The sequence below is a fragment of the Brevundimonas sp. Root1423 genome, assembly GCF_001426805.1.
In genome coordinates this window covers 1-25,300 of sequence record NZ_LMFL01000017.1, presented here as the reverse complement: position 1 = coordinate 25,300, position 25,300 = coordinate 1, and the positions used below count along the sequence as shown (strand labels likewise).

Below are 25,300 nucleotides of genomic sequence, written 5' to 3'. Positions count from 1 at the left end.
GGTCAACCGCGCCGGCAGAAATCGCCCAGCGCCCGCGGATAGAGGGCGTGTTCGGCCGCCAGGACCCGCTGCGCCAGCGAGGCCGACGTGTCGTCGGCCAGCACAGGAACCGCTGCCCGGGCCAGGACCGGGCCTTCGTCCACGCCCTCGGTGACCAGATGCACCGAGCAGCCGGCCTCGGCGTCGCCCGCGGCGATGGCGCGGGCATGGGTGTCCAGTCCCGGGTATTTCGGCAGCAGGCTGGGGTGGATGTTGAGCATCCGTCCGGTCCAGCGTCCGACCAGCCAGGGCGTCAGCAGGCGCATGTAGCCAGCCAGGGCCACGACCTCGACGGCGTGGGTCTCCAGCGCGGTCTGGATCGCCTGTTCGTGCGCCGCGCGGTCCTTGCCGAAGGGGGCGTGGTCGACCACGGCGACCGCCACGCCCTTGGCCGAGGCGACCGCAAGGCCGCCCGCGTCCGCCCGGTTGGACAGGACCAGGACCACCTCGAAGGGCGCGGCGGCCTCGCGGCCGGCGTCGATCAGGGCCGCCATGTTCGAGCCGGCGCCCGAGATCAGGACGGCCACGCGTACGCGGCCGGGACTGCCGGCGGGCATCAGTTGGCCGGGCGGGGGGCGGGGTCGCCGACCGAGACGAACGAACCTGCGGGGCCGGGGAAGACGACAGGGCTTTCGTAGCCGTCCTCGGACACGGCCGAGACGCCGAAGAACCAGTCGTCGATGACGATGTTGCGCAGGACCAGCTCGGTCGCCGATCCGGCCCAGCGGCTGTGGGTCCACTGCGGCGCGGTGGTCGAGCGCCACCAGACGCGGTAGCCGGCCGCGCCGGGCACGGCCTGCCACTTGATCGTGGTGTCCGGCTTGACCGCGCCCTCGATGGTCACGCCCAGCGGGCTGGCCGGGGCGTTGGCCAGGGCGGCCATGGCGACGATGTTCAGCCGCGCGACCTGGCCCAGATAGGCGAAGTCCACGCCGTCGAGGGTGTCGCCGTAGTGGACGCCGTCCTCGACCCGCAGATCCTGGTGCTGGCGGTCGTAGTTTTCTGCGCCCTCGGAAATGCGCACCGCCGGGAAGCCGTGGCGCAGCATCTCGACCTGGTCGCCGCCGCGGCCGTAGCGGTCCGTCCGGTAGATGAGATCGACGTCGAAATTGGCGAGGTAGCGGTCGGCCATGCCGTCCACGAACCGCGCCAGGTTGCGCGAGGAGGAATCGACCTCGCCGCCGTTGTAGCGCCGGCGCTCCTCCTGGGCCTCGGTTTCAACAGTCTTCGTCCCTTCCGAGAAGACCCGGACGCGGGTGGTGTCGCGCACGCCCGACTGGCCCTCGGAATTGCCGACGATGTCGTTGTTCAGATTGGCCTCTACGCGCCAGCCCTGGGCCTGGGCGTAGTCGGCCAGGATCTTGCCGCCCAGCAGGCCCTGTTCCTCACCGGACAGGGCGGCGAACACCAGGGTCGCGTCGAAGCGGTGCTTCGACAGCACCCGCGCCGCCTCCAGAACGGCGGCCACGCCCGAGGCGTCGTCATTGGCTCCGGGGGCGTCGGCGGTGAAATTCATCACGTCGGTGACGCGCGAGTCGATGTGGCCCGAGATGATGATGACCCGGTTGGGGTCGCCGGCGCCGCGCTGGATGGCGACGATGTTCACCACCTCGGTCGGGGTGGGCACGCGGGGGCCGGTGACGGTGTCGGAGGGCGTGACCACGGTCAGGCAGCCGCCGCAGTCGCGGCTGATCGCCTCGAACTGCCCCTGCGCCCAGCGCCGCGCCGCGCCGATGCCGCGCGTATCGGACCGGGTCTCCGACATGGTGTGGCGGGTGCCGAATCCGACCAAGGCCTCGATGTCGGCGCGCATCCGTTCGGGCCGGATTTCGCCGGCCAGCTGATGCAGCAGGGCCTGCTCCTGCCCGGCCGCGGTCTGCGCCGAGGCGCCGGATGCGGAGACGAGCATCAGCCCGGCCAGGGCGATAGACAGCGCACGCATCGGCGACCTCACGAAAACGGGGAAGGCGCGGACCTTGCCGGTCGCGCCGGCCCCGGTCAACGGCCGCGGCCGCGACGCTTGCGCTTGGTCATGGCCTCGGAAACAGTGGACGGACCGCTCCGGAGTCTCGATCCATGCTTGCCCTCGTCCTCGCCGCCGCCCTTGTCGCCGCGCCCGCTCCGCCGACCGACCTGACCCGCAGCGTTCTGGTCGACGTCTGCCTGCCCTATGTCACCGGCGAGACCAGCGACACGGCGGGGCTGGAGTTCCTCGGCTTCGTCGAGACCCCCGCGCCGGATGACGACACGCGCACCTTCCGCAGCGGCGACGAGGCCCATCTGCTGCGGCTGACGACCGAAGGCAGCCGCCAGGACGGCAATCTGAACCGGGTCTGCGTCATTCAGGCGCGACGCGGCGGCCTGGACGGCGCGCGGGCGTCGGTCACGCCGGTCATGCGCGAACAGGGCTTCACCGCCGAGGCGGGCCTGCCGGCCGAGCGGCCGATCTGGACCAGGGGCGGGGTGACCGTGTCGCTGCGGCAGAACCCCGGCGCGGCGGCCGTCGTGCGGGTGACCTTCAGCAGCCTCGACGCCGGGGGGACCTAGGCGGCTTCCAGCTGGCCGCAGACGAAGGCGACTTCGCCGGCGGTGAGCAGCCCCGCCAGCACCGGCTCGACGTTCTCGGGGGCGACCACGAGGATGAAGCCGACGCCGCAGTTGAAGGTGCGGTGCAGCTCATGATCCGAAATCCCGCCGGCCTCGCCCAGCCACTGGAACACGTGCGGCATCGGCCAGGCGTCCCAGTCGAAGCTGGCCTGCAGACCCTCGGCGATGCAGCGCGGCGGGTTCTCGATCAGGCCGCCGCCGGTGATGTGGGCCGCGCCCTTGATCAGGCCGGCCTTCATCAGCGGCAGCACCGGCTTCACATAGATGCGGGTCGGCTCCATCAGGGCCTGGGCCAGGGTGCGGTCCCGGGCGAACGGAGCGTCGTCGCCCCAGGCCAGGCCGGACTTCTCGACCACCTTTCGGATCAGGGAATAGCCGTTCGAGTGCGGGCCCGAGGAGGCGAGGCCGATGATGACGTCGCCGGCCGCCTGCCGGTCCAGATACGGCAGGGCGTGGCCGCGCTCGACCGCGCCGAGCGAGAAGCCGGCCAGGTCGTAGTCGCCGCCCTGGTACATGCCGGGCATCTCGGCCGTTTCGCCGCCGACGAGGGCGCAGCCGGCCTGGCGGCAGCCCTCCGCGATTCCGGCGACGACGCGCCGGGCGGCGTCGATCTCGAGCTTGCCGGTGGCGTAGTAGTCGAGGAACAGCAGCGGCTCGGCGCCCTGGGCCAGCAGGTCGTTGACGCACATGGCGACCAGGTCGATGCCGACGCCGTCATGGCGGCCCGTCTCGATGGCGATCTTCAGCTTGGTGCCGACGCCATCGGTGGTGGCGACGATCAGCGGATCCTCGAACCCGGCCGCCTTGAGGTCGAACAGGGCCCCGAATCCCCCCAGCGACGCCTCGGCGCCCGGACGGCGTGTCGACTTCGCCAGCGGCTTGATGGCGTCCACCAGCATCTCGCCGGCGTCGATGTCCACGCCCGCGTCGGCGTAGGTCAGACCGTTCCTGAGGCCGTCGTTCCGGGAATCGGAGGTGTCGCTCATCGGTCACGGGCCTGAATCAGTGGGAGGTTTTCTGCGGCGGCTCTTGCCACAACCCTGTCGCGCGGGGCTATAGCATCCGAATGACGCCGATCACCACCACCGAGGCGCTTCGCGATTTCTGCAAGCTCCTGGCCGACCAGCCCTTCATCACCGTCGACACCGAGTTCATGCGGGAGACGACCTATTGGCCGCGCCTGTGCCTGATCCAGGCGGCGTCGGCCACGGACGCCGCCATCATCGACCCGATGGCCGACGGGCTGGACCTGGAGCCGTTCCTGGACCTGCTGCGCGATCCGAAGATCATCAAGGTCTTCCACGCCGCGCGTCAGGAYACGGAAATCTTCGTCAAGCTYGGCGCCATGCCCAAGCCGATGTTCGACACCCAGGTGGCCGCCATGGCCGCAGGCTTCGGCGACCAGGTGTCGTACGAGGCGCTGGTGCGCCAGATGCTGCGTCAGGAAGTCGACAAGGGCAGCCGCTTCACCGACTGGGCCCGCCGCCCGCTGTCGGACGCCCAGCTGATCTATGCCCTCGGCGACGTGACCCACCTCGCGGCCCTGTATCCCAAGCTGCGCGACCGGCTGCAGAAGGAAGGTCGTCTGGAMTGGGTCATGGCCGAGATGGAGGATCTGACCGATCCGGCCCTGTCTACGACACCGAYCCGGAAAAGGCGTGGAAGCGYCTGAAGCCCAAGAAATTCTCGGCCAAATACCTGTCGGCCTTCGTCGCCACCGCCGTCTGGCGCGAGCGCACGGCGCAGGAGCGCGACCAGCCCCGCGGGCGCATCCTGAAGGACGAGGCCATCGACGAGATCGCGGCCCAGGGCCCGACCGATCCCGACGCGTTCAACCGCCTGCGGTCCGTGCCCAAGGGTTTCGGCGCCTCGCGTCTGGGCGTGGAGCTGTCGGCCGAACTGAAGCGCGTGCTGGCCGATCCGGAGGCCCATGCGCCCAAGCTGGAGCGCCCGGCCCACAACCAGCCGGCCCCGCCGTCGGTGGTCGAACTGCTGAAGGTGCTGCTGAAGGCCAAGAGCGACAACGCCGGSGTGGCGACCAAGCTGCTGGCCAATGTCGCCGACCTCGAGAAGATCGCCCTCGACGACGAGGCCGACGTCGACGCCCTCAAGGGCTGGCGGCGCCAGCTGTTCGGCGAGGACGCGCTGAAGCTCAAGCGCGGCGAGATCGCGCTGGTGCTGAACGGGGCGCGGGTCGAGGTGGTGGAGATCGAGTAGCGACACCCCCAACCGTCATCCTCGGGCTTGACCCGAGGATCAGAGGTTGAGGCAGGCTGTGCGTTCGGGATCGCACGCCGGCCGTATCCCTCCCACCCTCTACGGAGCACCGGACGGTCTGGCCCTCGGGTCAAGCCCGAGGGTGACGGACGGGTGATAATGCAAAAAGGGCCGCCCCTATCCGGAGCGGCCCTTTTGTTCAGCCCACCGTCGCCTTGACGATCTTGCCCGGCGAACGCGGCGGTTCGCCCTTGGGCAGGGCGTCGACGTGCTCCATGCCTTCGATGACCTCGCCCCAGACGGTGTACTGGCCGTCGAGGAAGGAGGCGTCGTCGAGGCAGATGAAGAACTGGCTGTTGGCGCTGTTGGGGTCCGAGGTGCGGGCCATCGAGCAGACACCACGGGCGTGGCGCTGTTTCGAGAATTCGGCCTTCAGGTTCGGCTTCTTCGAGCCCGAGGTGCCGGTGCCGGTCGGATCGCCGCCCTGGGCCATGAAGCCGGCGATGACGCGGTGGAAGACGACGCCGTCGTAGAAGCCTTCCTTTGCCAGTTCGGTGATGCGGGCCACGTGGCCGGGGGCCAGGTCGGGGCGCAGCTTGATGACCACGTCGCGGTCGACGCCGTCGCCGGTGTCGAGGGTGAAGGTGAGGGTTTCGTCGGCCATCGGCGCGCTCCTTGTGAATTATCGCGGGTGCATAGCCCGCAAACCCGTCGGGGGCTATGTGGATGCGATGACTGACGAAGAAAAGCCCGCAGAACGCAGACGGATGGTGCGTCCGCCCTCGGGCGGGACCGCCGCCGGGCGCGGCATGGGCACCAAGATGAAGACGGCGGACACCAAGTCGATGTCCAGCCAGCAGTGGATCAAGCGTCAGCTGTCCGACAAATGGTCCGAGCGCGCCCGCGCCGAGGGCTGGCGCAGCCGCGCGGCCTTCAAGCTGCTGGAGATCGACGACCGCTTCCACCTGATCAAACACGGCAGCCGGGTCATCGACCTGGGCGCCGCGCCGGGCGGCTGGGCCCAGGTGGCGGTCAAGCGCGGCGCGGTCGCGGTGGTCGGCGTCGACCTGCTGCCGGTCGAGCCGGTGCCCGGCGCCATCATGATCCAGGCCGACTTCACCCATCCGGGCGTCGATCAGCAGATGATCGATCTGCTGGGCGGGCCGCCCGATCTGGTCCTGTCCGACATGGCCCACAACACCGTCGGCCATCGCCAGACCGACCACCTGAAGATCATCGCCCTGATCGAGATCGCCGCCGACTTCGCCATCCGCACGCTGAAGCCCGGCGGGCATTTCGTGTCGAAGAATTTCCAGGGCGGCGACGCCGGCGGGGTGCTGGCCCGGCTGCGGGCGGAGTTCGAGACGGTCAAATACGTCAAGCCCGAGTCGAGCCGGAAGGACAGCGCCGAGGTCTTCCTGGTGGCGATGAACCGGCGATGAGTCTGGCGGCGCTCCTGCTCGGGTTATCGGCCGTCCAGAGCCCGGGCGTGGCGGCCGCCGCGCCGGTCGCCGAGCTGATCGGTCGGCCCGTGGCGCAGGTGGCGTCCCGGCTGGGCGCGACCCGTGACCCCGCACCCGCAATCACGATCATGCGGGGCGGAAGCCGGCTGGATATCTATCCGGCCGACGAACTGACCCCGCCCGCGCCTCATCCGCTGAGATGCGACGTCAGCCTCGTGCCGCCTGAGCTGCTGACCGAACTGGGGAACAGCCGCGTCCCGCTGTTCGCCAGCAGCCGTAGCGCGGCGCGCTATCGCCGTGTCGCCGCCGTCTATGTCGTGGCGCGCGACGGCGTCGTCGTCTCAGTCCTCAACCCGCCGGTGATCGAGGCCGCGCCGGCGCGGCCGGACGAAACCGGTCGCGACCGCCTCAGGCGGGTCATGCAGGAGAACCGGGACCCGTGGCTGTCGGCGGCGCCCGGTCGGCTGCCTCTGTCGGACGGCGACGCCTTCCTGGACCGGCGCGTCGATCTGAAAGCTCCGGACGGCGCAATTCTGGCCCACCTGTGCGAGCCCGCTCTCATCGTCCAGTTTCCCGCCCCGGCCGCCCGCGATGACGCCGGCTTGCTTCAGGGTCTGTCCCTGCTGCCGTTCGCCTGGCGGCTGCGGGGCCTGAACGCTGAACGGGAGGCCAATCGCCTTGAGGGCGCGGCCCTGTTCGCCACTTTACGGCCGGGCGATTCGCTTCCGGGCGGGTTGAACGCCTTCCTGTCGGCTCATCCCGGGGTTCGCAGATATGACGACGAAGAAGACCCGGCCTATTCCGTGCTGGTCATCAATCTGGGCGCCGAGGCCAACAATAACCTCGCGCGAATGAACGGCGCCGCCCTGATCGGGGTTCTGGCCGACAGGATCGTCTGGACGGCGGATGGAGGAGCCGCGGCCGGACTGGGTCTGACTTCGGCGCTGTGCGTTGATGATCGCGGCACGGCCGGAGCGGTGCGTCCGGGCTGTTCCAACACCGGGTATTTCAGCCCCTAGACGGCCGCCATCTCCGCCGCCCGCCTGGCCTTCCGCGCCTCGATCCGCGTCCAGACGCGGTCGTGGACCGTGAAGAACACGGTCTGCACCAGCGGCTCGATGATGCCGATGGCGAGCGACACCCGCCAGTCGCGGGTCAGGGCGAAGGCCACCGTCACCGCCACGACGAAATGCATCACCCCGTAGGTGACCGACTTCAGCGCGATCTGCTTGAGCGAGCGGGGCAGGGCGTGGCTGTGGCCGTGGTGGCCGTGGGCGCGGGTCTGCTCCTCGGGGGCCATGATCTGCAGGCGGGCGGTGAAGGCCTCCGACGCCTCCTCAAGGCCCGAGAGCATCCGCCGCCGCTCGATCCGGTGCCAGACGCGGTCGTGGATCGAATAGGCGATGGTCTGGAAGAAGGGCTCSACMACCCCGACGGCCAGCGCCAGCCGCCAGTCGCGCGTGATGGCGAAGGCCACCAGGACGGCGACCACCAGGTGCATCACGCCATAGCTCGCGATCTTGAGTGCGAGGCGGCGGGCGGTGCTGATGAGCGTGCGGACCATGGGTTTCCCAGATGTGGGGTGGGCGCCGCATCCGGCAAGCCAATTGTTCTTATCGCGACGATAAGGGCGGGCAGGCCTTGCGGTTCCCTGCCGCTCACCGCTATACGCGGCCCGCAAAACGGAGACTCCTCATGGAGATACGCGAAGGGCTCACCTTCGACGATGTTTTGCTGGAACCCGGCCCGTCAGAGATCATGCGTGCTGGCCCGCATCCATCCGATGGTCGAGAAGGCCGCCATGGTCGCCGTCGGCGTGCTGGTNGAGCGGCCAGCCCTTGCGGTTCCCCGCCCGTCACCGCTATACGCGGCCCGCAAAACGGAGACTCCTCATGGAGATACGCGAAGGGCTCACCTTCGACGATGTTTTGCTGGAACCCGGCCCGTCAGAGATCATGCCCGCGGATGCGGACGTCTCGACGAAGCTCACCCGCGACATCAGGCTGAACATCCCGCTGACCTCGTCGGCGATGGACACGGTCACCGAAAGCCGGCTGGCGATCGCCATGGCCCAGGCCGGCGGTCTGGGCGTGCTCCACCGCAACATGACGGTCGAGGAACAGGCTGATCAGGTGCGCGAGGTGAAGCGCTACGAAAGCGGCATGGTCATCAATCCGGTGACCATCACGCCGCAGACCACGCTGGGCGAGATCCGCGCCATCGTGGCCAAGAAGAAGATATCCGGCTTCCCGGTGGTCGATCCCGTCAGCGGCAAGCTGGTCGGCATCCTGACCAACCGCGACATGCGCTTCGACACCGATCCGAACCGCAAGGCCATCGAGCTGATGACCACGGGCGACCTGGTTACGGTGCGCGAGGGCGCCGGACGCGACGAGGCGAGGGCGCTGCTGCGCGACCGCAAGATCGAGCGCGTCATCGTCGTCGACGAGGACTATCGCGCCACCGGCCTGATCACGATGAAGGACATCGAGAAGGCCCAGGCCCACCCGCACGCGGCCAAGGACGACCAGGGCCGGCTGCTGGTCGGGGCCGCCTCGACCGTCGGCGACGCCGGCTACGAACGGGCCATGGCGCTGGCGGAAGCGGGCGTGGACGTGGTCGTTATCGACACCGCCCACGGCCACTCGATCCAGGTCAGCCGCGTGGTCGAGCGCATCAAGCGCGAATCCAACCGCATCCAGATCATCGCCGGCAATGTCGCCACCTATGACGCGGCGCGGGCCCTGATCGACGCGGGCGCCGACGCGGTGAAGGTCGGCATCGGTCCGGGCAGCATCTGCACCACCCGCATCGTCGCGGGCGTCGGCGTGCCGCAGCTGACCGCCATCATGGAGGCCGTCCGGGCGGCGAAGGAGTCCGGCGCGCCGGTCATCGCCGACGGCGGCATCAAATATTCGGGCGACCTGGCCAAGGCTATCGCCGCCGGGGCGTCCTGCGCCATGATGGGTTCGATGTTCGCCGGCACGGACGAAAGTCCCGGCGAGGTCTTCCTGTACCAGGGCCGGTCCTACAAGTCGTACCGCGGCATGGGCTCGGTCGGGGCCATGGGCGCCGGCTCGGCCGACCGCTATTTCCAGAAGGAAGTGGAAGACACCCAGAAGCTGGTGCCCGAGGGCATCGAGGGCCAGACGCCCTACAAGGGGCCGATCGCCCCGGTGCTGCACCAGATGGTCGGCGGCCTGCGCGCCGCCATGGGCTATGTCGGCGCCGCCAATATCGCCGAACTTCAGGACCGCGCGCGGTTCGTGCGCATCACCGGCGCCGGCCTGCGCGAGAGTCACGTCCATGACGTGATGATCACGCGGGAAGCGCCGAACTATCGTCAGGGATGAGCGGGGAGGCTCACGTCATGGATATGACGCCGGAATTCATCGCGCTGGCCTTCACCCTGGTGCTGGCGATCGTCCAGATCGGCTGGGCAGCCTCGGCGCGCACGGCCGAGCTGGGGCTGAAGTGGAACGCCGGGCCGCGCGACGGCGAGGTCCCGGCGCCGGGCAGGCTGGCGGGCCGTTTGATCCGCGCCCAGGCCAATCTGTTCGAAACCCTGCCGATCTTCGCCGCCGCCGTGATCATGGCGCATATCGCCGGTAAGGACGGCCAGACGCTGACCCTGGTCGGCGCCCACCTCTATCTGTTCGGGCGGCTGATCTATCTGCCGCTCTACGCCTTCGGCACGCCCTATGTCCGCACCCTCGCCTGGCTCGTCGCCTTCGTCGGTCTGGTCATGGTGCTGGTCGCCCTTTTCGTCTGAAAGCCCGCATTGACCCCAGCCGCCCGCCTCGCCGCCGCCGCCTCCGTCCTGGACAGCATCGCCCAGGGCCGCGCCCCCGCCGAGGTGGTGATCAAGGCCTGGGGCGCCGCCAACCGCTATGCGGGCTCCGGCGATCGCCGCGCCGTGGCCGAGCGGGTCTATCAGGTGCTGCGCGCGCGCGGCCGGCTGGTCGCGGCCATGGGCGGCCGCGAGGACGGACGGGCGCTGGTGGTCGGCGCCCTGGCCTTCCTTGACAAGCTGTCTCTGGAAGAGATCGAGGCGCTGCATTCGGGCGAGGGTTACGGCCCGCGGCCGCTGTCGAAACAGGAGCGCGCCCGGATCGCGGCGGGGGAGGGCGACCTGCCCGAGACCGCCACCGACCTGCCGGCCTTCGTGGTCGAGGATCTGAAGGCGACCTTCGGCCAGCGCTGGAGCGAGGAGGCCGCCGGGCTCATGGCTCGGGCGCCGGTCGATCTGCGGGTCAATACGGCCAAAACCACGGTCGAGGCCGCCCGGGCCGAGCTGAAGGCCGTGGGCCTGACGCCGGAGCGGACGCCGTGGTCGGCCGTCGGTCTGCGCCTGCCGTCCGAGCCGGCGCCGAACGTCCAGGGCTTGGACGCCTTCAACGCCGGCCGCGTCGAGATCCAGGACGAGGGCAGCCAGCTGACCGCCTGGGTGGCCGGGGCCGGCCTGTCGTTCACGCCGGACAGCATCGTGGTCGACTATTGCGCGGGCGGCGGCGGCAAGACGCTGGCGCTGGCGGTGCAGGGCCTGCCCGCCGCCGATCCGGCCCGGGTCGCCGCCCCAAGCCGGGCCGGCTGGTCGCCGACCGGCGCCGACGAGCTGGCGGCGGCCAAGGCGACACCGGCGGCCGCGCCGATGCGGCTGATCGCCTGCGACGTGGTGCAGAAGCGGCTCGACAACATCCGCCCGCGCCTCGCCCGGGCCGGCGTCGCGGCCGACCTGCGGCTGATCGGCCAGAACGGCGGCGGGGTCGAGGAATTCAACGGCAAGGCCGATCTGGTGTTCGTCGACGCGCCCTGCAGCGGCTCGGGCGCCTGGCGTCGCCGGCCCGAGGACGCCTGGCGGCTCAAGGCCGACGAGATCGAGCGGCTCCACGCCCTGCAGTTGCGCATCCTCGCCCAGGCCGCGGCGCTGGTGAAGCCCGGCGGGCGGCTGGCCTATGTCACCTGTTCGATCCTGAGCCGCGAGAACGAGGCCGTGGCCGACGCCTTCGAGGCCGCGAACAGCGGCTTCCGCCCGCTGCCGGTGGCCGATGTGCTGGCCGCCGAGACGCTGACCGACGCCGCGCGCACGCGGCTGATCGAGGCGGCGACCGGCGGGCGGCTGCGGCTTTCGCCGGCCTCGACCGGCACCGACGGCTTCTTCGTCGCCCTCTACGAGCGGCGGGCGTGAGCCGGGACTGGATCCTTTCCAGCTTCGGTCCGAAGACCGCCCTCTGCGTCATGGCCGCTGCGCCCGAATACGGCCCGGCCCTGCGCGACCACATCCGCCCGCTGATCACCGGCGTCGGCCCGATCGAGGCCGCGGTGGGCGTGGCCCATGCGCTCGAGAGTCTGAGGGCCGGACCCGGCCTGCCGGACGTGGTGGTGTCGCTCGGCTCGGCCGGGTCGCGCACGCTCGACCACGCCCGCGTCTACCGGGTGACCGAGGTCAGCTACCGCGACATGGACGCCAGCGTGCTGGGCTTCCCCAAGGGGGAGACGCCTTATCCGCGCCTGCCCGCCGTCCTGCCGCTGGCCGAGGGGCCAGCCGGCCTGCCGGGGGCGCGGCTCGCCACCGGGGCCAGCGTCGTCTCCGGCGCCGCCTATGACGCCGTTGACGCCGACATGGTCGACATGGAGACGTTCGCCGTGGTCCGCGCCGCCGCCCGCTTCGGCGTGCCGGTGATCGGCCTGCGCGGCGTCTCGGACGGCCGCTCGGACCTGTCCCGCCTCGAGCACTGGACGGACGCCCTGGCCGAGATCGACCAGCGGCTGGCCGAGGCGCTCGACCTGTTGCATGACCATTTCACGCCTGCCGCCACGGAGCCCGCATGACCGCCCCCGCTGATCACCAGAAGGTCCTGATCGTCGACTTCGGCAGCCAGGTGACGCAGCTGATCGCGCGGCGCCTGCGCGAGGCCAACGTCTATTGCGAGATCCATCCGTTCGACAAGGCCGAGGCGGTGGTCGACGCGATGAAGCCCCAGGCCATCATCCTGTCCGGCGGCCCGGCCAGCGTGCTGGAGCCCGACAGCCCCCGCATCGGCCGCAAGCTGTTCGACCTCGGCCTGCCGATGCTGGCCATCTGCTACGGCCAGCAGCTGCTGTGCGACGTGCTGGGCGGCAAGGTCGAGGGCGGCCATCACCGTGAGTTCGGCCGCGCCGAGATCGTCATCGCCGACGAGACGCCGCTGTTCGCGGGCATTGGCGCCGTCGACCACCGCGAGCCGGTGTGGATGAGCCACGGCGACCGCGTCGCCGCCATCCCCGAGGGCTTCAAGGTCGTCGCCACCTCGGCCGGGGCGCCGTTCGCCGCCATCGCGGACGAGGCGCGGAAGATCTACGCCGTCCAATTCCACCCCGAGGTCCACCACACGCCGCGCGGCACCGAAATCTATCGCAACTTCCTGTTCGGCATCGCCGGGCTGAAGGGCGACTGGACCATGGCCGCCTATCGCGACGAGAAGATCGCGCAGATCCGCGAACAGGTCGGCGACGCCAGGGTCATCTGCGGCCTGTCGGGCGGAGTCGACTCCTCGGTCGCCGCCGTGCTGATCCACGAGGCCATCGGCGACCAGCTGACCTGCGTCTTCGTCGACACCGGCCTGCTGCGCAAGGACGAGGCCGAGCAGGTTACGACCCTGTTCCGGGAGCACTATAATATCCCGCTGGTGCACGTTGATGCGTCGAAGGAATTCCTCGGCGAACTGGCCGGCGTCTCGGACCCCGAGACCAAGCGCAAGATCATTGGCCGGGTGTTCATCGAGATCTTCGACCGCGAGGCCCACAAGGTCGAGGGCGCCGAATTCCTCGCCCAGGGCACGCTCTATCCGGACGTGATCGAGAGCGTCTCGGCCTCGGGCGGTCCGTCCGCCGTGATCAAGAGCCACCACAATGTCGGCGGCCTGCCGGACTTCATGAAGCTGAAGCTCGTCGAGCCGCTGCGCGAACTGTTCAAGGACGAGGTCCGCGCCCTGGGCCGCGAACTGGGGCTTACGGACGCGTTCGTGGGACGCCACCCCTTCCCGGGGCCGGGTCTGGCCATCCGCATCCCCGGCGAGATCACGCCCGAGGCGGTCGAGACCCTGCAGCAGGCCGACGCCATCTATCTCGAGGAAATCCGCAAGGCCGGGCTTTACGACCAGATATGGCAGGCCTTCGCCGTCCTGCTGCCGGTCAGGACCGTCGGCGTCATGGGCGACGCCCGCACCTATGAGAAGGTGCTGGCCCTGCGCGCCGTCACCTCGACCGACGGCATGACCGCGGACTTCTTCGAGTTTCCGTGGGACGTCCTCGGCAAGACGGCGACCCGCATCGTCAACGAGGTCCGCGGCGTGAACCGCGTCGTCTATGACGTCACGTCCAAGCCGCCGGGCACCATCGAGTGGGAGTGAGTCCCTCCCGTCATTCGAAAGTGACCGCCGCGCCCTCGGCGTCATAGGCGGCGAACCGTCCGAAACCGCCGTCGCGGACCGTCTCGACCATCATCTGCAACGCCTGGTCGATTTCGGCCTGTTCGGGCGGACGTCCGTTGCGGCCGGCGAGACCGGCGGCGAACATCAGGCTCCACGGCGGACCGGCGCGGCGGGACTCGTCCGCCAGCATGGCGAAGTCGGACAGGTCCCCCGGAGCCTTGTCCACGCACATCACCGGGGCGAGGGCGCCGCCCTGGCCGGCGAGGAACCGCTCACGCTCCGCGGGCGTGGCGTCCCCGGACAGCTCGGCCGCGGCGAAAACGAACAGCAGGCGGTGGGGCTCGGGCTGGTCGAGGGCGGCGGCGACGAGCTGCCGGAAATGCGCATCGTGGGTCATCGATCTCAACCTGCCCGAGGAAGCGGCCGCCGTCTTGCGCCCCGACAAGGTTCCGGCCGGATCGATGCGCGAAGGTGAAGGGCAAAGGAGATTTCGTCATGAGTTCGACCGACGCCGACGATCGCATCGCGCCCGCTCAACCGGCCCCCGAGGCCGTCCACCCGTTCGATGCAAGGGGCGTGGCGCGGCGCTTTCGGCACGCCGCGATCTTCGGCGCCCTGGAGACGCTGACTCCGGGAGAGGCGATGCGCTTCCTCAACGACCACGACCCCCTGCCGCTCCTGCGACAGATCACCGACCGCTACGGCGAGACCTTCGAGATCGCCTATCGTCATCGTTCGGAACAGGGCGTGGTGATCGACATCCTGCGACTGGAGTAGGGCGATCAGGCGAACACCAGGAAGAGGGTGATCGCCGTCTTTGTCCGAGAACAAATTCGGCGCTGGCACAATATGCTTGGTGTCGACGCCCGGGACGGCGGTAGGGTGACCGGCAAGAGGGCGGTCGCGTCGCGCGGGGCCGGGCGTGACGAGGCGTGAACGGTGGGCCTGGACGAGGCGGAGCGGGACCGGGAGGCGCTGACCGACAGTTTCGGCCGGCGCTTTCGCTACCTTCGCCTTTCGATCACGGAAGTGTGCAATTTCCGCTGCGTCTACTGCCTGCCGAACGGCTACGCCCGCGGTCCGGAGGCGCGGTTTCTTTCGGTCGCCGAGGTTCGCCGCCTTGTCGCCGGTTTCGCCGCCCTCGGGGTGACCAAGGTGCGGCTGACCGGGGGGGAACCCTCGGTGCGCACGGACCTGCCGGCCGTCATCGCCAGCGTGGCGAACACGCCGGGAATCGCCGGGGTCGCGATGACCACCAACGGCTGGAGGCTGACCGAGCGCGTCGACGCCTGGCGCGACGCCGGCCTGACGCACCTGAACGTCAGCGTCGACTCGCTGGATCGCGACACCTTCGCCCGGTTGACCGGTCACGACCGGCTTCCCGATATCCTTTCGGGGATCGACCGGGCGTTCGATCTCGATCTCGGGGTGAAGCTGAATGCGGTCCTGCTGCGCGACACCTTCGAGACGGCCGTTGAGCGGTTCGCCGTCTGGCTGCGCGATCGGCCGGCGACCGTGCGCTTCATCGAGCTGATGCGGACCCTCGACAATGTCGACGTCTTCGAACGCCAGCACCTGGGCGGCGCCGCGGTCCAGCACTGGCTGAGCGAACGCGGCTGGACCCCGCTGCCGCGCCGACCCGAGGACGGGCCCGCCGTGGAATACAGCCACCCCGACTATCTGGGCCGTTTCGGTCTGATCGCGCCCTACGCCGACCATTTCTGCGACGGCTGCAACCGCCTGCGGGTCACGGCGCGCGGCAAGCTGCGGCTGTGCCTGTTCGGCGAGGGCGGAGTGGATCTGCGCGACCTGCTGGGTGAGGAGATCGCGCCGGGCCGGCTGGAGGCCCGGATTCTCGAAGCGCTGCCGACCAAGGCCCGGGGCCACAGTCTGATGCTGGCGCAGTCCGGCGACCTGCGCCGCATGGCCGACGTCGGCGGCTGACGAAGAGGGCGCGCGTGGACCTCTCGACGGTGATCCTGCTCGCCCTGCTGATGGGCGGCGCGGCGGCGCTCTATTCTTCGGTCGGCCATGGCGGCGCGTCCGCCTACCTCGGCCTGATGGCCCTCTTCGCCGTCCCCATGGAGGTGATGCGCCCCACCGCCCTGGCGCTGAACCTCGTGGTCGCCGGATACGCAGCGGTGTCGTACCTGCGCGCCGGCCAGTTCAACCCGCGCCTCTTCCTCATCTTCGCCATCACGGCGGTGCCCATGGCGTGGCTGGGCGGACGCATCGAGGTGTCGCCCGAGGTATACCGGCCCCTGCTGGGGGCGGTGCTGTGGTTCGCGGCGGCGCGGATGCTGTGGCGGCCCGCGTGGACCGCGGCCCGGACCGTGCGGCCTCCCAAGGCCTTGATCGCCCTGCCCGCCGGGGCGGGGCTCGGCTTGCTGGCGGGCCTGACCGGCACCGGCGGCGGCATCTTCCTCAGCCCCCTGATCCTGCTGTTCGGATGGGAGGAGCCGCGGCGGACAGCGGGGGTCGCGGCGGTCTTCATTGTCGTCAATTCCGCCGCCGGCCTTGCGGGCAATGTCAGCGTGCTGCCGACCCTGCCGCCGGCGCTTCCCGTGTTCGTCGCCGCCGTGGCCGTGGGCGCCGTCGCCGGGACCTGGCTGGGCCTGCACCGCCTGCCCCGGCCCGGGCTGCTTGTCGTGCTCGGGGTTGTCCTGCTGCTGGCCGGCGCCAAGCTGATCTTCACATGACGATCATGGACGACATCGCCGTCGTGGTGCTGGCCGGAGGGGAGGGGCGCCGCATCGGCGGGGGCAAGCCGCTGCGCGTGCTCGCTGGCGAAACCCTGCTCGCCCGCGCCCTCGCCCAGGCGGCGGTCCTCTCCGACCGGGTGGCGCTCGCCGTCCGCGACCCGGGGCAGGTCGGGTCCCCGGAGGGGGTGGCGGTGATTTCCGACATGCCGATCGAGGGTCCGCTCGGCGGTCTCGCCGCCGCGCTCGCGTACGGCCGTGAGCAGGGTCGGGCGGCGGTGCTGACCCTGCCGTGCGACATGCCGTTCGCGCCGCTGGATCTGGCCATGAGGCTCGGCGCGGCGCTTGACGGCCACGCCGCCGCCATCGCCGCCAGCGGGGGTCGGCTGCATCCGGTCTGCGGGCTGTGGCGGGTCACCGCGCTCGAGCAGCTCCCGGCCTACGCCGCCTCGGGACAGCGTTCACTGAGGGGTTTCGCCCAAGCCGTCGGGTTCACCGCCGTCGACTGGCCGATCGGGCCCGTCGACCCCTTCTTCAACGTCAACACAGCCGCGGACTGGCGGAAGCCGAAGCCCGGCTGGGTTGATCAGAAGTCGAGAGTCTCGACCTCGTCGCCCGCCGCTGCGTCCGGCTCGCCCGGACGTCTGCGGATCAACAGGTCCGCCGCCGCCAGCGCCTTCTGGGCGCTGGAGTCCTGGTCGGTGAGAGGATGGACCCGGCCGTCGCGCCACGCCGCCCGATGGAAGGTCTCGCGATCGCCGCACGCGCCCAGGGCCCCGCCCAGCCGCGCGGGGCGCCAGTCCAGCGCCGAGCCGGCCTTCGCGCCCGAGAGGCCGGCGACCAGCGGGGCCAGGAACAGTCGCCCGGTGACCATGGCGGAGGTCGGATTTCCGGGCAGCCCCAGCACCAGCCGGTCCCGGGCCCGGCCCAGCCACACCGGCTTGCCCGGCTTGATCGCCACCTTGTCGATGATCAGCGCCAGGCCTGCAGGCCCGAACATCGCCCGGGCGTAGTCCTTCTCGCCCACCGAGGCGCCGCCGGTGACGACCACCAGATCAGCCTCATCCAGCGCGGCGGCGGCGGCCGCCTCAAGGCTCGCGGGATCGTCCTTCAGGCGCCGGCGCCCGATCACTTCGCCGCCGTACTGCGCGATCAGGGCGGCGACGCCGAACGAGACGCTCTCCGGAATCGAGCCCGGGGTCCCGGCCGCCGATCCCGGCTCCGCGAGTTCGTCGCCGGTGCCCAGCACGACCACCCGGGGGCGGCGCCAGACTTCGACCGTCGCCCGGTCGGCGGCGGCGGCGGCGACCATGGCCCGGGCGTCGAGCCGGCGTCCGGGCTGCAGCAGCGTGTCACCGGCGCGGAAGTCCGAGCCCATGGCCCGCACATGACGGCCCCCGCCCAGGGCGGGGCTGAACAGGGCCTCGTCGCCGTCGCGGCGCACGATCTCCTGGATGATTACCCGGTCCGCGCCCGCAGGCATGGGCGCGCCGGTAAAGATGCGCACGCACTCGCCGGGTCCCATCCGCCCGTCAAAGCCGCGCCCGGCGAAGGATTCGCCGATGACCCGCAACCGCACGGGCAGTTCGGCGACCTCGGCCGCGCGCACCGCATAGCCGTCCATGGCCGAGGTGTCCGAGGCCGGCGAGTCGAGACCGGCGACGACCGGCGCGGCCAGCACCCGGCCACAGGCCTCGGCCATGGCGACGGTCTCGCGACCGAGCGGCGTCGCCGCCGCCTCGATCAACGCCGCCGCCTCGTCGAAACCGATCATTCCCCGGCGCCTTCGCCCCAATCGCCGCCGCGGCCGCCGCTCTTGGCCGTCACCCGAACCGCGCCGATGACCATGGTGCGGTCGATCGCCTTCAGCATGTCGAACAGCGTCAGGCCGGCGACAGCGACGGCCGTCAGGGCCTCCATCTCCACGCCCGTCGGGCCGTGGGTGCGCACCTCGGCTCGAATGTGGAAGCCGGGCAGGGCGGGCTCGGGCGTCACCGTCACCGCGACGTGGGTGAGGGGCAGGGGGTGGCAGAGCGGGATCAGGTCCGCGGTACGCTTGGCGCCCATGACCCCGGCGAGTTCGGCCGTGGACACCACGGCCCCCTTGGGGGTGTCGCCGGCGAGGGCCCGTTCGACGGTCGAGCCCGCGCAGGTCAGGGTTCCCTCGGCGACCGCCGTCCGGTCGCTGAAGGGTTTGTCCGACACATCGACCATGCGGGCGCGGCCGGCGGCGTCGAGATGGCTCAGGTCGTTCATGCGCAGACCTCTCGCAGGCGGGGAATCTGCCCCGCCAGCGAGCAGGGGCGATAACGGCTGTCCAGCTCCAGGCCCAGCACCAGATCCCAGGCGTCGCGGCAGGCCCCGGTCGATCCCGGCAGGCAGAAGACGAAGCTGTCCCCGGCCTGGCCGGCGAAGGCGCGCGACTGGAGGGTGGACAGCCCGACCGTGCCCAGGCTGGCCTGATGGAAGACCACGGCGAAGCCGTCCATCTCGCGCTGGAACAGCGGCCTAACCGCCTCCGGGGTGACGTCGCGGGGGGCGAACCCGGTGCCGCCCGTGGTGATGATCACGTCCACGTCCGGCTCATCGACCCAGGCCTGGACCTGAGCCCGGATCGCCTCCACGTCGTCACGGACCAGGGCGCGGGCGGCCAGCCGGTGCCCGGCGGCGTTCAGTCGCTCCAGGAGCAGACCGCCGGACGTGTCCGTCTCCATCGTCCGGGTGTCCGAGACCGTCAGCACGGCGATGTTCAGCGGGTGGAAGTCGAAGCTCTCGTCGATCCCGGGCATCAGTCGCTCCATCTCCTGAGGTCTTCGCGGTCCTGGTCGGTCGGCTCGATCCAGCGCGAGCCGTCGGGGCCGTCCTCCCGCTTCCAGAACGCCGCCTCGGTCTTCAAGCGATCCATGAGGTAGTCCGCAGCTTCGAAGGCCGCCCGGCGGTGTGGCGCGGCGACCGCCACGAAGACGATCACCTCGCCGGGCGCCACGTCGCCACAACGATGGATCACGCGGATGTCGCTAACGGGGAAGCGCCCCCCGGCGTCTGCGGCGATGGTCTCCAGCGACCGTTCGGTGAAGCCGGCGTAGTGGTCCAGATGGAGGCCGGTGACGGGCCCGCCGCCGGCGCTGTCGCGGGCCAGGCCGACAAAGGCGACCACGGCTCCGTCCCCGGTGCGGCCGTTGAGGAAGGCTTGAAGCTCGGCCTCTGCGCGGGGCGGATCACGGGACAGGAGCGCGGTTATCGCCATGTCAGCCGCCGGAGTAGATCGGCAGGACCGCGACTTCCTGGTCGGGACGGACCAGCGCGGTGTCTGGGACCACGGTCTGATCGACCGCCAGGCGAACGTCCGGTCGCGTCAGGACGGCGGCGGAGCCCTCCACCTGGTCGCCGAGCCGTCGACGGACCTCCTGGACGGTCAGGACTTCCGTGGACTCCAGCACATGCTCGCGACCGAAACGGGCGCCGAGTTCGCCCAGAAACAGAATCCGGATCTCCATGCGGTTGGTTGTCGGGTTGGCGGCAGTGCGAGTCAACGTCCGGCCGGCCGGCCGGACGCGACGCCGGACGCCGCCATATCTGCTGCAGGGACCCCAGGTGGACCCGGATGCATCAAGGGGGGTGAGGCAGACACAGAGAGGGAACCCGCGGCGCCGGCAATCAACCCGAGCGTCGCCGATGCCGAAGCCGCCGGAGAACCGACCTGCCTGCCGTACCGGAGACCCCTTCGTCTGGGTCAACCGCGACCTGTTCCGGCACACGGCCACGGCGCGCAATCGTGCTTTCAACATCGATCTGGCCCCGGGAGCCAGCGGCCGGACCGTGCTGCGGACGGCGGGGCGAATTCCCTACGTCTGCCGCTTCCACCCGGGCATGGCGGCGGTGCTGACCGTCGCGGCCTGATGGCCCCGGCCGGGAGCCGGCGTCCTTCCGGCGAGGTGCGGGGAGGGCGCGGCCCCCGGGGAGGTCGCCGGGCCTAGAAAAAGGCCCTGAGGCCGATGACGAAACGGGTGTCTTCAGCCTCGCCGCCCCGCGCTTCGATATAGTCGGCCGTGTCGCCGAGCGCGCGGCTCCACTCGACTCCGGCATAGGGCGCGAACTCCTTGCGGAACTCGTAGCGCAGTCTCAGGCCGGCCTCGACGGACGACAGGCCCCGGCCGATCTCCAGCTCCGGGATGTCGCTGGCCGAAGCGTCGATTTCGAGGCGCGGCTGGAGGATCAGCCGCTGGGTGATGCGCTGGTCGTATTCGGCCTCGACGCGGGCGGTCAGGTCGCCCTCGGTCGACAGGAAGGCGGCGGCGTCGACTTCCCACCAGTGGGGCGCGAGGCCCTGGAAGCCGAGGACCAGATGGGTCGTATCCTCGCCGTCGGGCCTGACGTCCTGACGCAGGCCGGCCTGCACGTCCCAGAAGGGCGCAACAGCGCGGCTGTAGAGAGCCTGGAGCTCGGCTTTCTCCACATCGCCGCCGAGGTCGCCCTCGCCCTCGGACTTCCACCAGAAGCGATGGATATCGCCTCCGCTCCAGCCCTGGGCGTCCCAGAGCCAGGTCTCGCCGTCGTCGCCGAAGCCGGCTTCGATCCGGTCGATCACGACGGCCGTGGTGCGGACGTCGCCGTTTTCGCGCAGCAGGATCCGGCGTGACGCGGCCATCGCCTCGGCCCCGAAGATGAGGTCCGCGGCATGGGTCGGACCGCTCAGAGCGGCGGCCGGAATCGGGTCTTCGGCAGGACGGCCGGGATTGTCGGCGCTGGTCGGCACGTCCGGCGGTCCCATGCTCATGGTCGACATGTCATGGCCCGCGTGGGGATCGACCTGCGCAGGAGCCATGGCGGACATGTCATGGCCGGCGTGTGGATCAGGTTGGGCGGGCGCCGGGGTCGCCATGTCATGACCCGCGTGCGGATCGACGGGCGCGGGCCGAGCCGGCATCTGATGGCCGGCGTGAGGATCGGCTGCGGGAGGCGAGGCAGGCGGCCTGACGTGCCCGGCGTGCGGGTCCGGGGCGGCGGCCGGGGCCGGCATGCGGTGGCCGTCGTGGGGGTCGGGAACCGGCGTGGCCGGCTGAGTCCTCGCCGGCGGAGGCATGGTGTGGCCCGCGTGCGGGTCCTGTGCCTGTGCCTGGGCCTGGGCGCTGAGGGCGCCGGCGGCGAGGATCAGCGGCGCGAGGGCGACGGCGAGGCGGTTCATGACGCGGCTCCGTCGATGGGCCGCACCGTCACGACATTGAACATGCCGGCGTGCATGTGCATCAGCAGATGGCAGTGGAAGGCCCAGTCGCCGGGCGCGTCGGCGGTCAGGTCGAAGGTCACCTTCGACCCCGGGGCGACGTTGACGGTGTGCTTGAGCGGCTGATGGCCGGCCGGTCCGCCGGTCACCAGTTCGAAGAAGTGGCCGTGCAGGTGGATCGGGTGGGCCATCATGGTGTCGTTGACCAGGGTCACCCGCACGCGCTCGTTGCGCTCGAAGCGGATCGGCTCGACCAATTCGCTGAACTTTCGGCCGTCAAAGCCCCACATGAACCGTTCCATATTGCCGGTCAGGTGGATTTCCATGGTCCGCGAGGGGGGGCGCTGGTCCTTGTTGGGCTGTAGCGACACCAGGTCGGTGTAGACGAGCACCCGGTGATCGACGTCCGTCAGGCCGGTGGGCCGCTCGCCCAGACGGTTCTGCGGATCCATGGAGATCATGTCGACGCCGACGCCCACCGCCATGTCCGGCGGAGCGTTCTCCGGATCGCGCATGTTCATGCCGGCCATGGACATCCCCGCCATTTCGCCCGCCGGAGCCGCGCCCTCGGCCGGGGCTCCGTGGTCCCTGCCGGGCATTGCGCCGTGATCCATCCCGGACATGCCGCCCGTTGAGCCGTGGTCCATTCCACCCATGCCCATGTCGCGCATGCTCAGGTTGGGGACCTCCCGCAGCGGCGGGACTTCGGCGGTCATGCCCGGGCGCGGGGCCAGGGTGGCCCGCCCCATGCCCGAACGGTCGATCGCCTCGGAGACGATGGTGTAGGCGCGGTCCTCGGTCGGCCGGACGATGACGTCATAGGTCTCGGCGACCGAAATCTGGAACTCGTCGGTCTCGACCGGACGCACGTTCTCGCCGTCGGCCTGGACCACCGTCATCGGCAGGCCGGGAATGCGGACGTTGAAGATCGACATGGCCGAGGCGTTGATGATGCGCAGCCGCACCCGTTCGCCGGGTCGGAACAGACCCGTCCAGTTTTCCTGCGGTCCGTGGCCGTTGATCAGATAGGTGTAGGTCGAGCCGTTGACGTCGAGGATGTCACGCGGGTCCATGCGCATGGCGCCCCACATGCGCCGCTCCTCCAGACTCATGCGGTCGCCGCCGTCCATGAGGCCCGCGAGGGTGGTGCGCTGCCGGTTGAAATAGCCCGGGCTCTTCTTGAGCTTCGTCAGGATCTCGTGCGGATGCATGAAACTCCAGTCCGACAGGACCAGCACATGCTCGCGGTCGTAGCCGATCGGGTCCGCGCCCGCCGGGTCGATGACGATCGGACCGTAGTGGCCCATCGCCTCCTGGAGGTTGGAGTGGCTGTGGTACCAGAAGGTGCCCGCCTGTTTGATCGGAAACTCATAGACGAAGGTCTGGTGCGCCCCGATGCCGGGGAAGCTGACGCCCGGCACGCCGTCCATCTGGAACGGCACGAGCAATCCATGCCAGTGGATGGAGGTCTCCTCGTCCAGATGGTTGGTCACCGACAGCCGAACATTCTGGCCCTCGCGCAGGCGCAGCAACGGGGCCGGCAGAACCCCGTTGATCGTCACCGCGTGACCCGTTCGGCCCCCCACGGTGAAGGGCGAGTGGCCGACTGTCAGATCAACGTTCGGTCCCGTCAGCGTCGGCATGTCCGCTCGCAAACCGGCCGATCCGGTCTGCGCCCAGGCGGGCAGCAGACCCTGCAATCCCAGCAGACCGCCTCCGGCGGCGGCGCCCCGGAGAAGCATTCGGCGATCGAGGCGTGACATGGTCATAGGCGAGGGTCCCTTGGCCGGCTGTCCAGCCCCTTGTTCAGATACGCATCCCGGCGGCGTAGTCCTTGCGACAGGTCGCCACAGCCATCGAGATCGCGGCCCTTGGCCCCCCGTACAAGAAAGGGCGCGTGTCATCCATCGTTGTGCAAGGGGCTCACGCCCCGTCCGTCGCACCCGTCTGCCTGCGATACGCCGGGACGGGACGGGATTATCCGGGCTGAGTGGTTGACGTGTGGCCATCGGACCGGTCCACTCGGCGCCATGGAGCGCAGATTGATGCAATCGACCCCGAACCGCCGTCTGCTGCTCGGCGTCGGCCTGATCATGAGCATGGCGGGAACCGCCTGCGCCCAGACCGCCCGCTCGAGAAATCTGACGGTCTTCAAGACGCCGTCCTGCGCCTGTTGCGACGGATGGATCTCGCACATGCGCGCGGCGGGGTTCACCACCGCCATCACGGTCCTGGAGAGTCTCGAGTCGGTCCGACGCAGCCGAGGAATGCCCGACGCGCTCGCCTCCTGTCACACCGGGCTGATAGACGGCTATCTGATAGAGGGGCATGTGCCGGCTGAAGACGTTATACGTCTGCTGGCAGAAAGACCGACCGCGGTCGGTCTCGCCGTACCCGCCATGCCGCTCGGCTCTCCCGGCATGGAGACGCCCGAAGGGCGCAAGGAACCCTACGCCACGCTTCTGGTGCTCCGATCGGGCGCCTCCCGCGTGTTCGCTCGCCACAACCAACCGGCCTGAAGCAGACGGTTCGATCTGCTCGCGCCAACGATAATCCGGAGCCTCCAATGTCCCGCACCTCTCTTGCCATGGCGCTGGCGATCGCCGTTCTGGCCGCACCGCCCGCCTTCGCCCAGGATCCCGCCCACGGCCACGACCACGCCGCCGGGTCCGTCGCCGCGGAAGCCGCGGAGGCGGCCATGGTCGTCGACGCCTTCCACGCGGCCCTCAAGGCCGGCGACACGGCCGCGGCGCTGGCCCTGATGGCGCCGGAGGTGATGATCTTCGAGGAAGGCGGCGCGGAGCGATCGCGGGACGAATATGCGTCCCACCACTTGGGCTCGGACGCCGCCTTCGCCGCAGCCTCGGAGGCGACGGTGACGCGCAGATCGGGCTGGGCCGAGGGCGACGTCGCCTGGATCACCAGCGAAGGCCGCACCATGGGTCAGTTCAACGGCCGCGCCGTGAACCGGCTCACGACCGAAACCATGGTGCTGAAGCGGCACAACGACGGCTGGCGCCTCCACCACATTCACTGGTCGTCGCGGGCGCCGGGCCCGGCGAGCTGACGGCGCCACATGGCCGATGGCGTCGGCCGCTGTCCGACGCAGGACGTCCTCACGCCACCGCAGGCAGACGCGCCACGTTGCAGTGGGTCCAGAGGCGGTCCATCGCCTTGACGAGGTCGTCCATCATGGCGTCGGAGTGGTTGGGCGAGGGGGTGAANAGACGCGCCACGTTGCAGTGGGTCCAGAGGCGGTCCATCGCCTTGACGAGGTCGTCCATCATGGCGTCGGAGTGGTTGGGCGAGGGGGTGAAGCGCAGCCGCTCGGTGCCCTTGGGCACGGTCGGATAGTTGATCGGCTGGACGTAGACGCCGTGCTCTTCCAGCAGCATGTCCGAGATCATCTTGGCGTGGACCGGATCGCCCACGAACACGGGGACGATGTGGCTGACCGACTCCATCACCGGAATGCCGGCGGCGCGGAAGCGGGCCTTGAGGGCGGCGGCGCGTTCCTGGTGGGCCTCGCGCACCTCGGGATGGGCCTTTAGCCAGCGCACCGAGGCCAGGGCGCCCGCCGTCAGGGCCGGCGGCAGGCTGGTGGTGAAGATGAAGCCCGAGGCCCAGCTGCGCACGGCG

General features: G+C 70.3%; 28 protein-coding genes and 2 pseudogenes. 16 read left to right on the top strand and 14 right to left on the bottom strand.

Features of this window, described 5'->3' with window-relative positions:
- Positions 1 to 2: 2 nt before the first annotated feature.
- Both purN and ASD25_RS11810 read right to left on the bottom strand, forming a co-directional pair.
- Positions 3 to 596: a phosphoribosylglycinamide formyltransferase gene (purN, locus tag ASD25_RS11815; protein WP_055832387.1), complete on the bottom strand. Its 594-nt coding sequence runs from the start codon at positions 594 to 596 to the stop codon at positions 3 to 5.
- Positions 596 to 1,981, bottom strand: coding sequence for a M20/M25/M40 family metallo-hydrolase (locus ASD25_RS11810; protein ID WP_055832531.1), 1,386 nt, complete (start codon positions 1,979 to 1,981; stop codon positions 596 to 598). The genes purN and ASD25_RS11810 overlap by 1 nt, the downstream gene beginning before the upstream one ends.
- 134 nt (positions 1,982 to 2,115) lie before the next feature.
- Here ASD25_RS11810 and ASD25_RS11805 point away from each other — a divergent pair, with 134 nt between their 5' ends.
- Positions 2,116 to 2,586, top strand: coding sequence for a hypothetical protein (locus tag ASD25_RS11805; protein WP_055832385.1), 471 nt, complete (start codon positions 2,116 to 2,118; stop codon positions 2,584 to 2,586).
- Here ASD25_RS11805 and purM read toward each other — a convergent pair.
- Positions 2,583 to 3,632, bottom strand: a complete 1,050-nt coding sequence (gene purM, locus ASD25_RS11800; protein WP_055832384.1) for a phosphoribosylformylglycinamidine cyclo-ligase — start codon at positions 3,630 to 3,632, stop codon at positions 2,583 to 2,585. The two genes, ASD25_RS11805 and purM, sit on opposite strands and share 4 nt — an antisense overlap.
- Positions 3,633 to 3,712: 80 nt before the next feature.
- Here purM and rnd point away from each other — a divergent pair.
- Positions 3,713 to 4,863: pseudogene (rnd, locus tag ASD25_RS11795) on the top strand (ribonuclease D).
- Positions 4,864 to 5,062: 199 nt separating this feature from the next.
- Here the strand turns inward: rnd and ASD25_RS11790 are convergent.
- Entirely contained in the window at positions 5,063 to 5,527 is a 465-nt protein-coding gene (locus ASD25_RS11790; protein WP_055832380.1) for a peptidylprolyl isomerase, read from the bottom strand.
- 67 nt (positions 5,528 to 5,594) lie between these two features.
- Here ASD25_RS11790 and ASD25_RS11785 point away from each other — a divergent pair, with 67 nt between their 5' ends.
- Together ASD25_RS11785 and ASD25_RS11780 are read left to right on the top strand one after the other, a co-directional pair.
- Entirely contained in the window at positions 5,595 to 6,305 is a 711-nt protein-coding gene (locus ASD25_RS11785; RefSeq protein ID WP_055832378.1) for an RlmE family RNA methyltransferase, read from the top strand.
- A 47-nt stretch (positions 6,306 to 6,352) separates the two neighbouring features.
- Positions 6,353 to 7,345, top strand: coding sequence for a hypothetical protein (locus tag ASD25_RS11780; RefSeq protein WP_156389289.1), 993 nt, complete (start codon positions 6,353 to 6,355; stop codon positions 7,343 to 7,345).
- Here the strand turns inward: ASD25_RS11780 and ASD25_RS29365 are convergent.
- Entirely contained in the window at positions 7,342 to 7,890 is a 549-nt protein-coding gene (locus ASD25_RS29365; protein WP_082560205.1) for a DUF2061 domain-containing protein, read from the bottom strand. The two genes, ASD25_RS11780 and ASD25_RS29365, sit on opposite strands and share 4 nt — an antisense overlap.
- A 328-nt stretch (positions 7,891 to 8,218) precedes the next feature.
- On the opposite strand from ASD25_RS29365, the gene guaB reads away from it, so the two are divergent.
- From guaB to guaA, 5 genes are read left to right on the top strand one after another with little or no spacing between them, the layout of a single operon-like run.
- Positions 8,219 to 9,679, top strand: a complete 1,461-nt coding sequence (guaB, locus tag ASD25_RS11770; protein ID WP_055832373.1) for an IMP dehydrogenase — start codon at positions 8,219 to 8,221, stop codon at positions 9,677 to 9,679.
- Between the two features lie 17 nt (positions 9,680 to 9,696).
- Positions 9,697 to 10,098, top strand: a complete 402-nt coding sequence (locus ASD25_RS11765) for an MAPEG family protein (RefSeq protein ID WP_327019547.1) — start codon at positions 9,697 to 9,699, stop codon at positions 10,096 to 10,098.
- A gap of 9 nt (positions 10,099 to 10,107) precedes the next feature.
- Entirely contained in the window at positions 10,108 to 11,514 is a 1,407-nt protein-coding gene (locus ASD25_RS11760) for an RsmB/NOP family class I SAM-dependent RNA methyltransferase (RefSeq protein ID WP_055832371.1), read from the top strand.
- Positions 11,511 to 12,158: a 5'-methylthioadenosine/S-adenosylhomocysteine nucleosidase gene (locus ASD25_RS11755; RefSeq protein ID WP_082560204.1), complete on the top strand. Its 648-nt coding sequence runs from the start codon at positions 11,511 to 11,513 to the stop codon at positions 12,156 to 12,158. Before ASD25_RS11760 ends, ASD25_RS11755 begins: the two co-directional genes overlap by 4 nt.
- On the top strand, positions 12,155 to 13,717 hold the full coding sequence (guaA, locus tag ASD25_RS11750; protein ID WP_055832369.1) for a glutamine-hydrolyzing GMP synthase: 1,563 nt from the start codon (positions 12,155 to 12,157) through the stop codon (positions 13,715 to 13,717). The genes ASD25_RS11755 and guaA overlap by 4 nt, the downstream gene beginning before the upstream one ends.
- Positions 13,718 to 13,727: 10 nt before the next feature.
- Here the strand turns inward: guaA and ASD25_RS11745 are convergent, their stop codons facing one another.
- Positions 13,728 to 14,135, bottom strand: a complete 408-nt coding sequence (locus ASD25_RS11745; RefSeq protein WP_055832367.1) for a hypothetical protein — start codon at positions 14,133 to 14,135, stop codon at positions 13,728 to 13,730.
- A gap of 98 nt (positions 14,136 to 14,233) precedes the next feature.
- Between ASD25_RS11745 and ASD25_RS11740 the strand changes: the two genes are divergently transcribed.
- The 4 genes and pseudogenes from ASD25_RS11740 to ASD25_RS33160 form a co-directional block, all read left to right on the top strand.
- Positions 14,234 to 14,515 carry a DUF2249 domain-containing protein gene (locus ASD25_RS11740; RefSeq protein ID WP_055832364.1) on the top strand — a complete coding sequence of 94 codons (282 nt, stop codon included), beginning with the start codon at positions 14,234 to 14,236 and terminating at the stop codon, positions 14,513 to 14,515.
- A 162-nt stretch (positions 14,516 to 14,677) separates the two neighbouring features.
- On the top strand, positions 14,678 to 15,682 hold the full coding sequence (moaA, locus tag ASD25_RS11735) for a GTP 3',8-cyclase MoaA (protein ID WP_235561826.1): 1,005 nt from the start codon (positions 14,678 to 14,680) through the stop codon (positions 15,680 to 15,682).
- A 14-nt stretch (positions 15,683 to 15,696) separates the two neighbouring features.
- Positions 15,697 to 16,437 (top strand): sulfite exporter TauE/SafE family protein, encoded by a 741-nt coding sequence (locus tag ASD25_RS11730; protein ID WP_082560203.1) that lies wholly within the window; start codon positions 15,697 to 15,699, stop codon positions 16,435 to 16,437.
- Positions 16,434 to 16,898: pseudogene (locus ASD25_RS33160) on the top strand (molybdenum cofactor guanylyltransferase); the annotation flags it as partial. The gene ASD25_RS11730 and the pseudogene ASD25_RS33160, both read left to right, overlap by 4 nt.
- A 125-nt stretch (positions 16,899 to 17,023) precedes the next feature.
- Here the strand turns inward: ASD25_RS33160 and ASD25_RS11720 are convergent.
- From ASD25_RS11720 to ASD25_RS31005, 5 genes are read right to left on the bottom strand one after another with little or no spacing between them, the layout of a single operon-like run.
- On the bottom strand, positions 17,024 to 18,211 hold the full coding sequence (locus ASD25_RS11720; protein ID WP_055832359.1) for a molybdopterin molybdotransferase MoeA: 1,188 nt from the start codon (positions 18,209 to 18,211) through the stop codon (positions 17,024 to 17,026).
- Entirely contained in the window at positions 18,208 to 18,693 is a 486-nt protein-coding gene (moaC, locus tag ASD25_RS11715; protein ID WP_055832357.1) for a cyclic pyranopterin monophosphate synthase MoaC, read from the bottom strand. Before moaC ends, ASD25_RS11720 begins: the two co-directional genes overlap by 4 nt.
- Complete coding sequence (gene moaB, locus ASD25_RS11710) at positions 18,690 to 19,226, bottom strand: molybdenum cofactor biosynthesis protein B (RefSeq protein ID WP_055832355.1); 537 nt, start codon at positions 19,224 to 19,226, stop codon at positions 18,690 to 18,692. Before moaB ends, moaC begins: the two co-directional genes overlap by 4 nt.
- Positions 19,226 to 19,684: a molybdenum cofactor biosynthesis protein MoaE gene (locus ASD25_RS11705; RefSeq protein WP_055832353.1), complete on the bottom strand. Its 459-nt coding sequence runs from the start codon at positions 19,682 to 19,684 to the stop codon at positions 19,226 to 19,228. The genes moaB and ASD25_RS11705 overlap by 1 nt, the downstream gene beginning before the upstream one ends.
- A 1-nt stretch (position 19,685) precedes the next feature.
- Positions 19,686 to 19,934 carry a MoaD/ThiS family protein gene (locus tag ASD25_RS31005; protein WP_055832351.1) on the bottom strand — a complete coding sequence of 83 codons (249 nt, stop codon included), beginning with the start codon at positions 19,932 to 19,934 and terminating at the stop codon, positions 19,686 to 19,688.
- A 178-nt stretch (positions 19,935 to 20,112) separates the two neighbouring features.
- Between ASD25_RS31005 and ASD25_RS31000 the strand changes: the two genes are divergently transcribed.
- A complete protein-coding gene (locus ASD25_RS31000) occupies positions 20,113 to 20,337 on the top strand; it encodes a hypothetical protein (RefSeq protein ID WP_055832347.1) in 225 nt (74 codons plus the stop codon).
- Between the two features lie 73 nt (positions 20,338 to 20,410).
- Here the strand turns inward: ASD25_RS31000 and ASD25_RS11690 are convergent, their stop codons facing one another.
- Positions 20,411 to 21,622, bottom strand: coding sequence for a copper resistance protein B (locus ASD25_RS11690; RefSeq protein ID WP_055832345.1), 1,212 nt, complete (start codon positions 21,620 to 21,622; stop codon positions 20,411 to 20,413).
- A complete protein-coding gene (locus ASD25_RS11685) occupies positions 21,619 to 23,430 on the bottom strand; it encodes a copper resistance system multicopper oxidase (RefSeq protein WP_055832343.1) in 1,812 nt (603 codons plus the stop codon). Before ASD25_RS11685 ends, ASD25_RS11690 begins: the two co-directional genes overlap by 4 nt.
- A gap of 276 nt (positions 23,431 to 23,706) precedes the next feature.
- Between ASD25_RS11685 and ASD25_RS11680 the strand changes: the two genes are divergently transcribed.
- Complete coding sequence (locus ASD25_RS11680; RefSeq protein ID WP_055832341.1) at positions 23,707 to 24,180, top strand: DUF411 domain-containing protein; 474 nt, start codon at positions 23,707 to 23,709, stop codon at positions 24,178 to 24,180.
- A 47-nt stretch (positions 24,181 to 24,227) separates the two neighbouring features.
- Entirely contained in the window at positions 24,228 to 24,728 is a 501-nt protein-coding gene (locus ASD25_RS11675) for a nuclear transport factor 2 family protein (protein ID WP_055832339.1), read from the top strand.
- A gap of 158 nt (positions 24,729 to 24,886) precedes the next feature.
- Here ASD25_RS11675 and ASD25_RS11670 read toward each other — a convergent pair.
- The coding region (locus tag ASD25_RS11670; RefSeq protein WP_369816582.1) for an aminotransferase class I/II-fold pyridoxal phosphate-dependent enzyme at positions 24,887 to 25,300 on the bottom strand (414 nt) is incomplete at both ends.

Excerpts from the sequence above, each read along its gene's own strand:
- purN (WP_055832387.1), bottom strand. The coding sequence starts at position 596 with ATGCCCGCCGGCAGTCCCGGCCGCGTACGCGTGGCCGTCCTGATCTCG.
- ASD25_RS11810 (WP_055832531.1), bottom strand. The coding sequence starts at position 1,981 with ATGCGTGCGCTGTCTATCGCCCTGGCCGGGCTGATGCTCGTCTCCGCA.
- ASD25_RS11805 (WP_055832385.1), top strand. The coding sequence starts at position 2,116 with ATGCTTGCCCTCGTCCTCGCCGCCGCCCTTGTCGCCGCGCCCGCTCCG.
- purM (WP_055832384.1), bottom strand. The coding sequence starts at position 3,632 with ATGAGCGACACCTCCGATTCCCGGAACGACGGCCTCAGGAACGGTCTG.
- ASD25_RS11790 (WP_055832380.1), bottom strand. The coding sequence starts at position 5,527 with ATGGCCGACGAAACCCTCACCTTCACCCTCGACACCGGCGACGGCGTC.
- ASD25_RS11785 (WP_055832378.1), top strand. The coding sequence starts at position 5,595 with ATGACTGACGAAGAAAAGCCCGCAGAACGCAGACGGATGGTGCGTCCG.
- guaB (WP_055832373.1), top strand. The coding sequence starts at position 8,219 with ATGGAGATACGCGAAGGGCTCACCTTCGACGATGTTTTGCTGGAACCC.
- ASD25_RS11765 (WP_327019547.1), top strand. The coding sequence starts at position 9,697 with ATGGATATGACGCCGGAATTCATCGCGCTGGCCTTCACCCTGGTGCTG.
- guaA (WP_055832369.1), top strand. The coding sequence starts at position 12,155 with ATGACCGCCCCCGCTGATCACCAGAAGGTCCTGATCGTCGACTTCGGC.
- ASD25_RS11745 (WP_055832367.1), bottom strand. The coding sequence starts at position 14,135 with ATGACCCACGATGCGCATTTCCGGCAGCTCGTCGCCGCCGCCCTCGAC.
- ASD25_RS11740 (WP_055832364.1), top strand. The coding sequence starts at position 14,234 with ATGAGTTCGACCGACGCCGACGATCGCATCGCGCCCGCTCAACCGGCC.
- ASD25_RS11720 (WP_055832359.1), bottom strand. The coding sequence starts at position 18,211 with ATGATCGGTTTCGACGAGGCGGCGGCGTTGATCGAGGCGGCGGCGACG.
- moaC (WP_055832357.1), bottom strand. The coding sequence starts at position 18,693 with ATGAACGACCTGAGCCATCTCGACGCCGCCGGCCGCGCCCGCATGGTC.
- moaB (WP_055832355.1), bottom strand. The coding sequence starts at position 19,226 with ATGCCCGGGATCGACGAGAGCTTCGACTTCCACCCGCTGAACATCGCC.
- ASD25_RS11705 (WP_055832353.1), bottom strand. The coding sequence starts at position 19,684 with ATGGCGATAACCGCGCTCCTGTCCCGTGATCCGCCCCGCGCAGAGGCC.
- ASD25_RS31005 (WP_055832351.1), bottom strand. The coding sequence starts at position 19,934 with ATGGAGATCCGGATTCTGTTTCTGGGCGAACTCGGCGCCCGTTTCGGT.
- ASD25_RS31000 (WP_055832347.1), top strand. The coding sequence starts at position 20,113 with ATGCCGAAGCCGCCGGAGAACCGACCTGCCTGCCGTACCGGAGACCCC.
- ASD25_RS11690 (WP_055832345.1), bottom strand. The coding sequence starts at position 21,622 with ATGAACCGCCTCGCCGTCGCCCTCGCGCCGCTGATCCTCGCCGCCGGC.
- ASD25_RS11685 (WP_055832343.1), bottom strand. The coding sequence starts at position 23,430 with ATGACCATGTCACGCCTCGATCGCCGAATGCTTCTCCGGGGCGCCGCC.
- ASD25_RS11680 (WP_055832341.1), top strand. The coding sequence starts at position 23,707 with ATGCAATCGACCCCGAACCGCCGTCTGCTGCTCGGCGTCGGCCTGATC.
- ASD25_RS11675 (WP_055832339.1), top strand. The coding sequence starts at position 24,228 with ATGTCCCGCACCTCTCTTGCCATGGCGCTGGCGATCGCCGTTCTGGCC.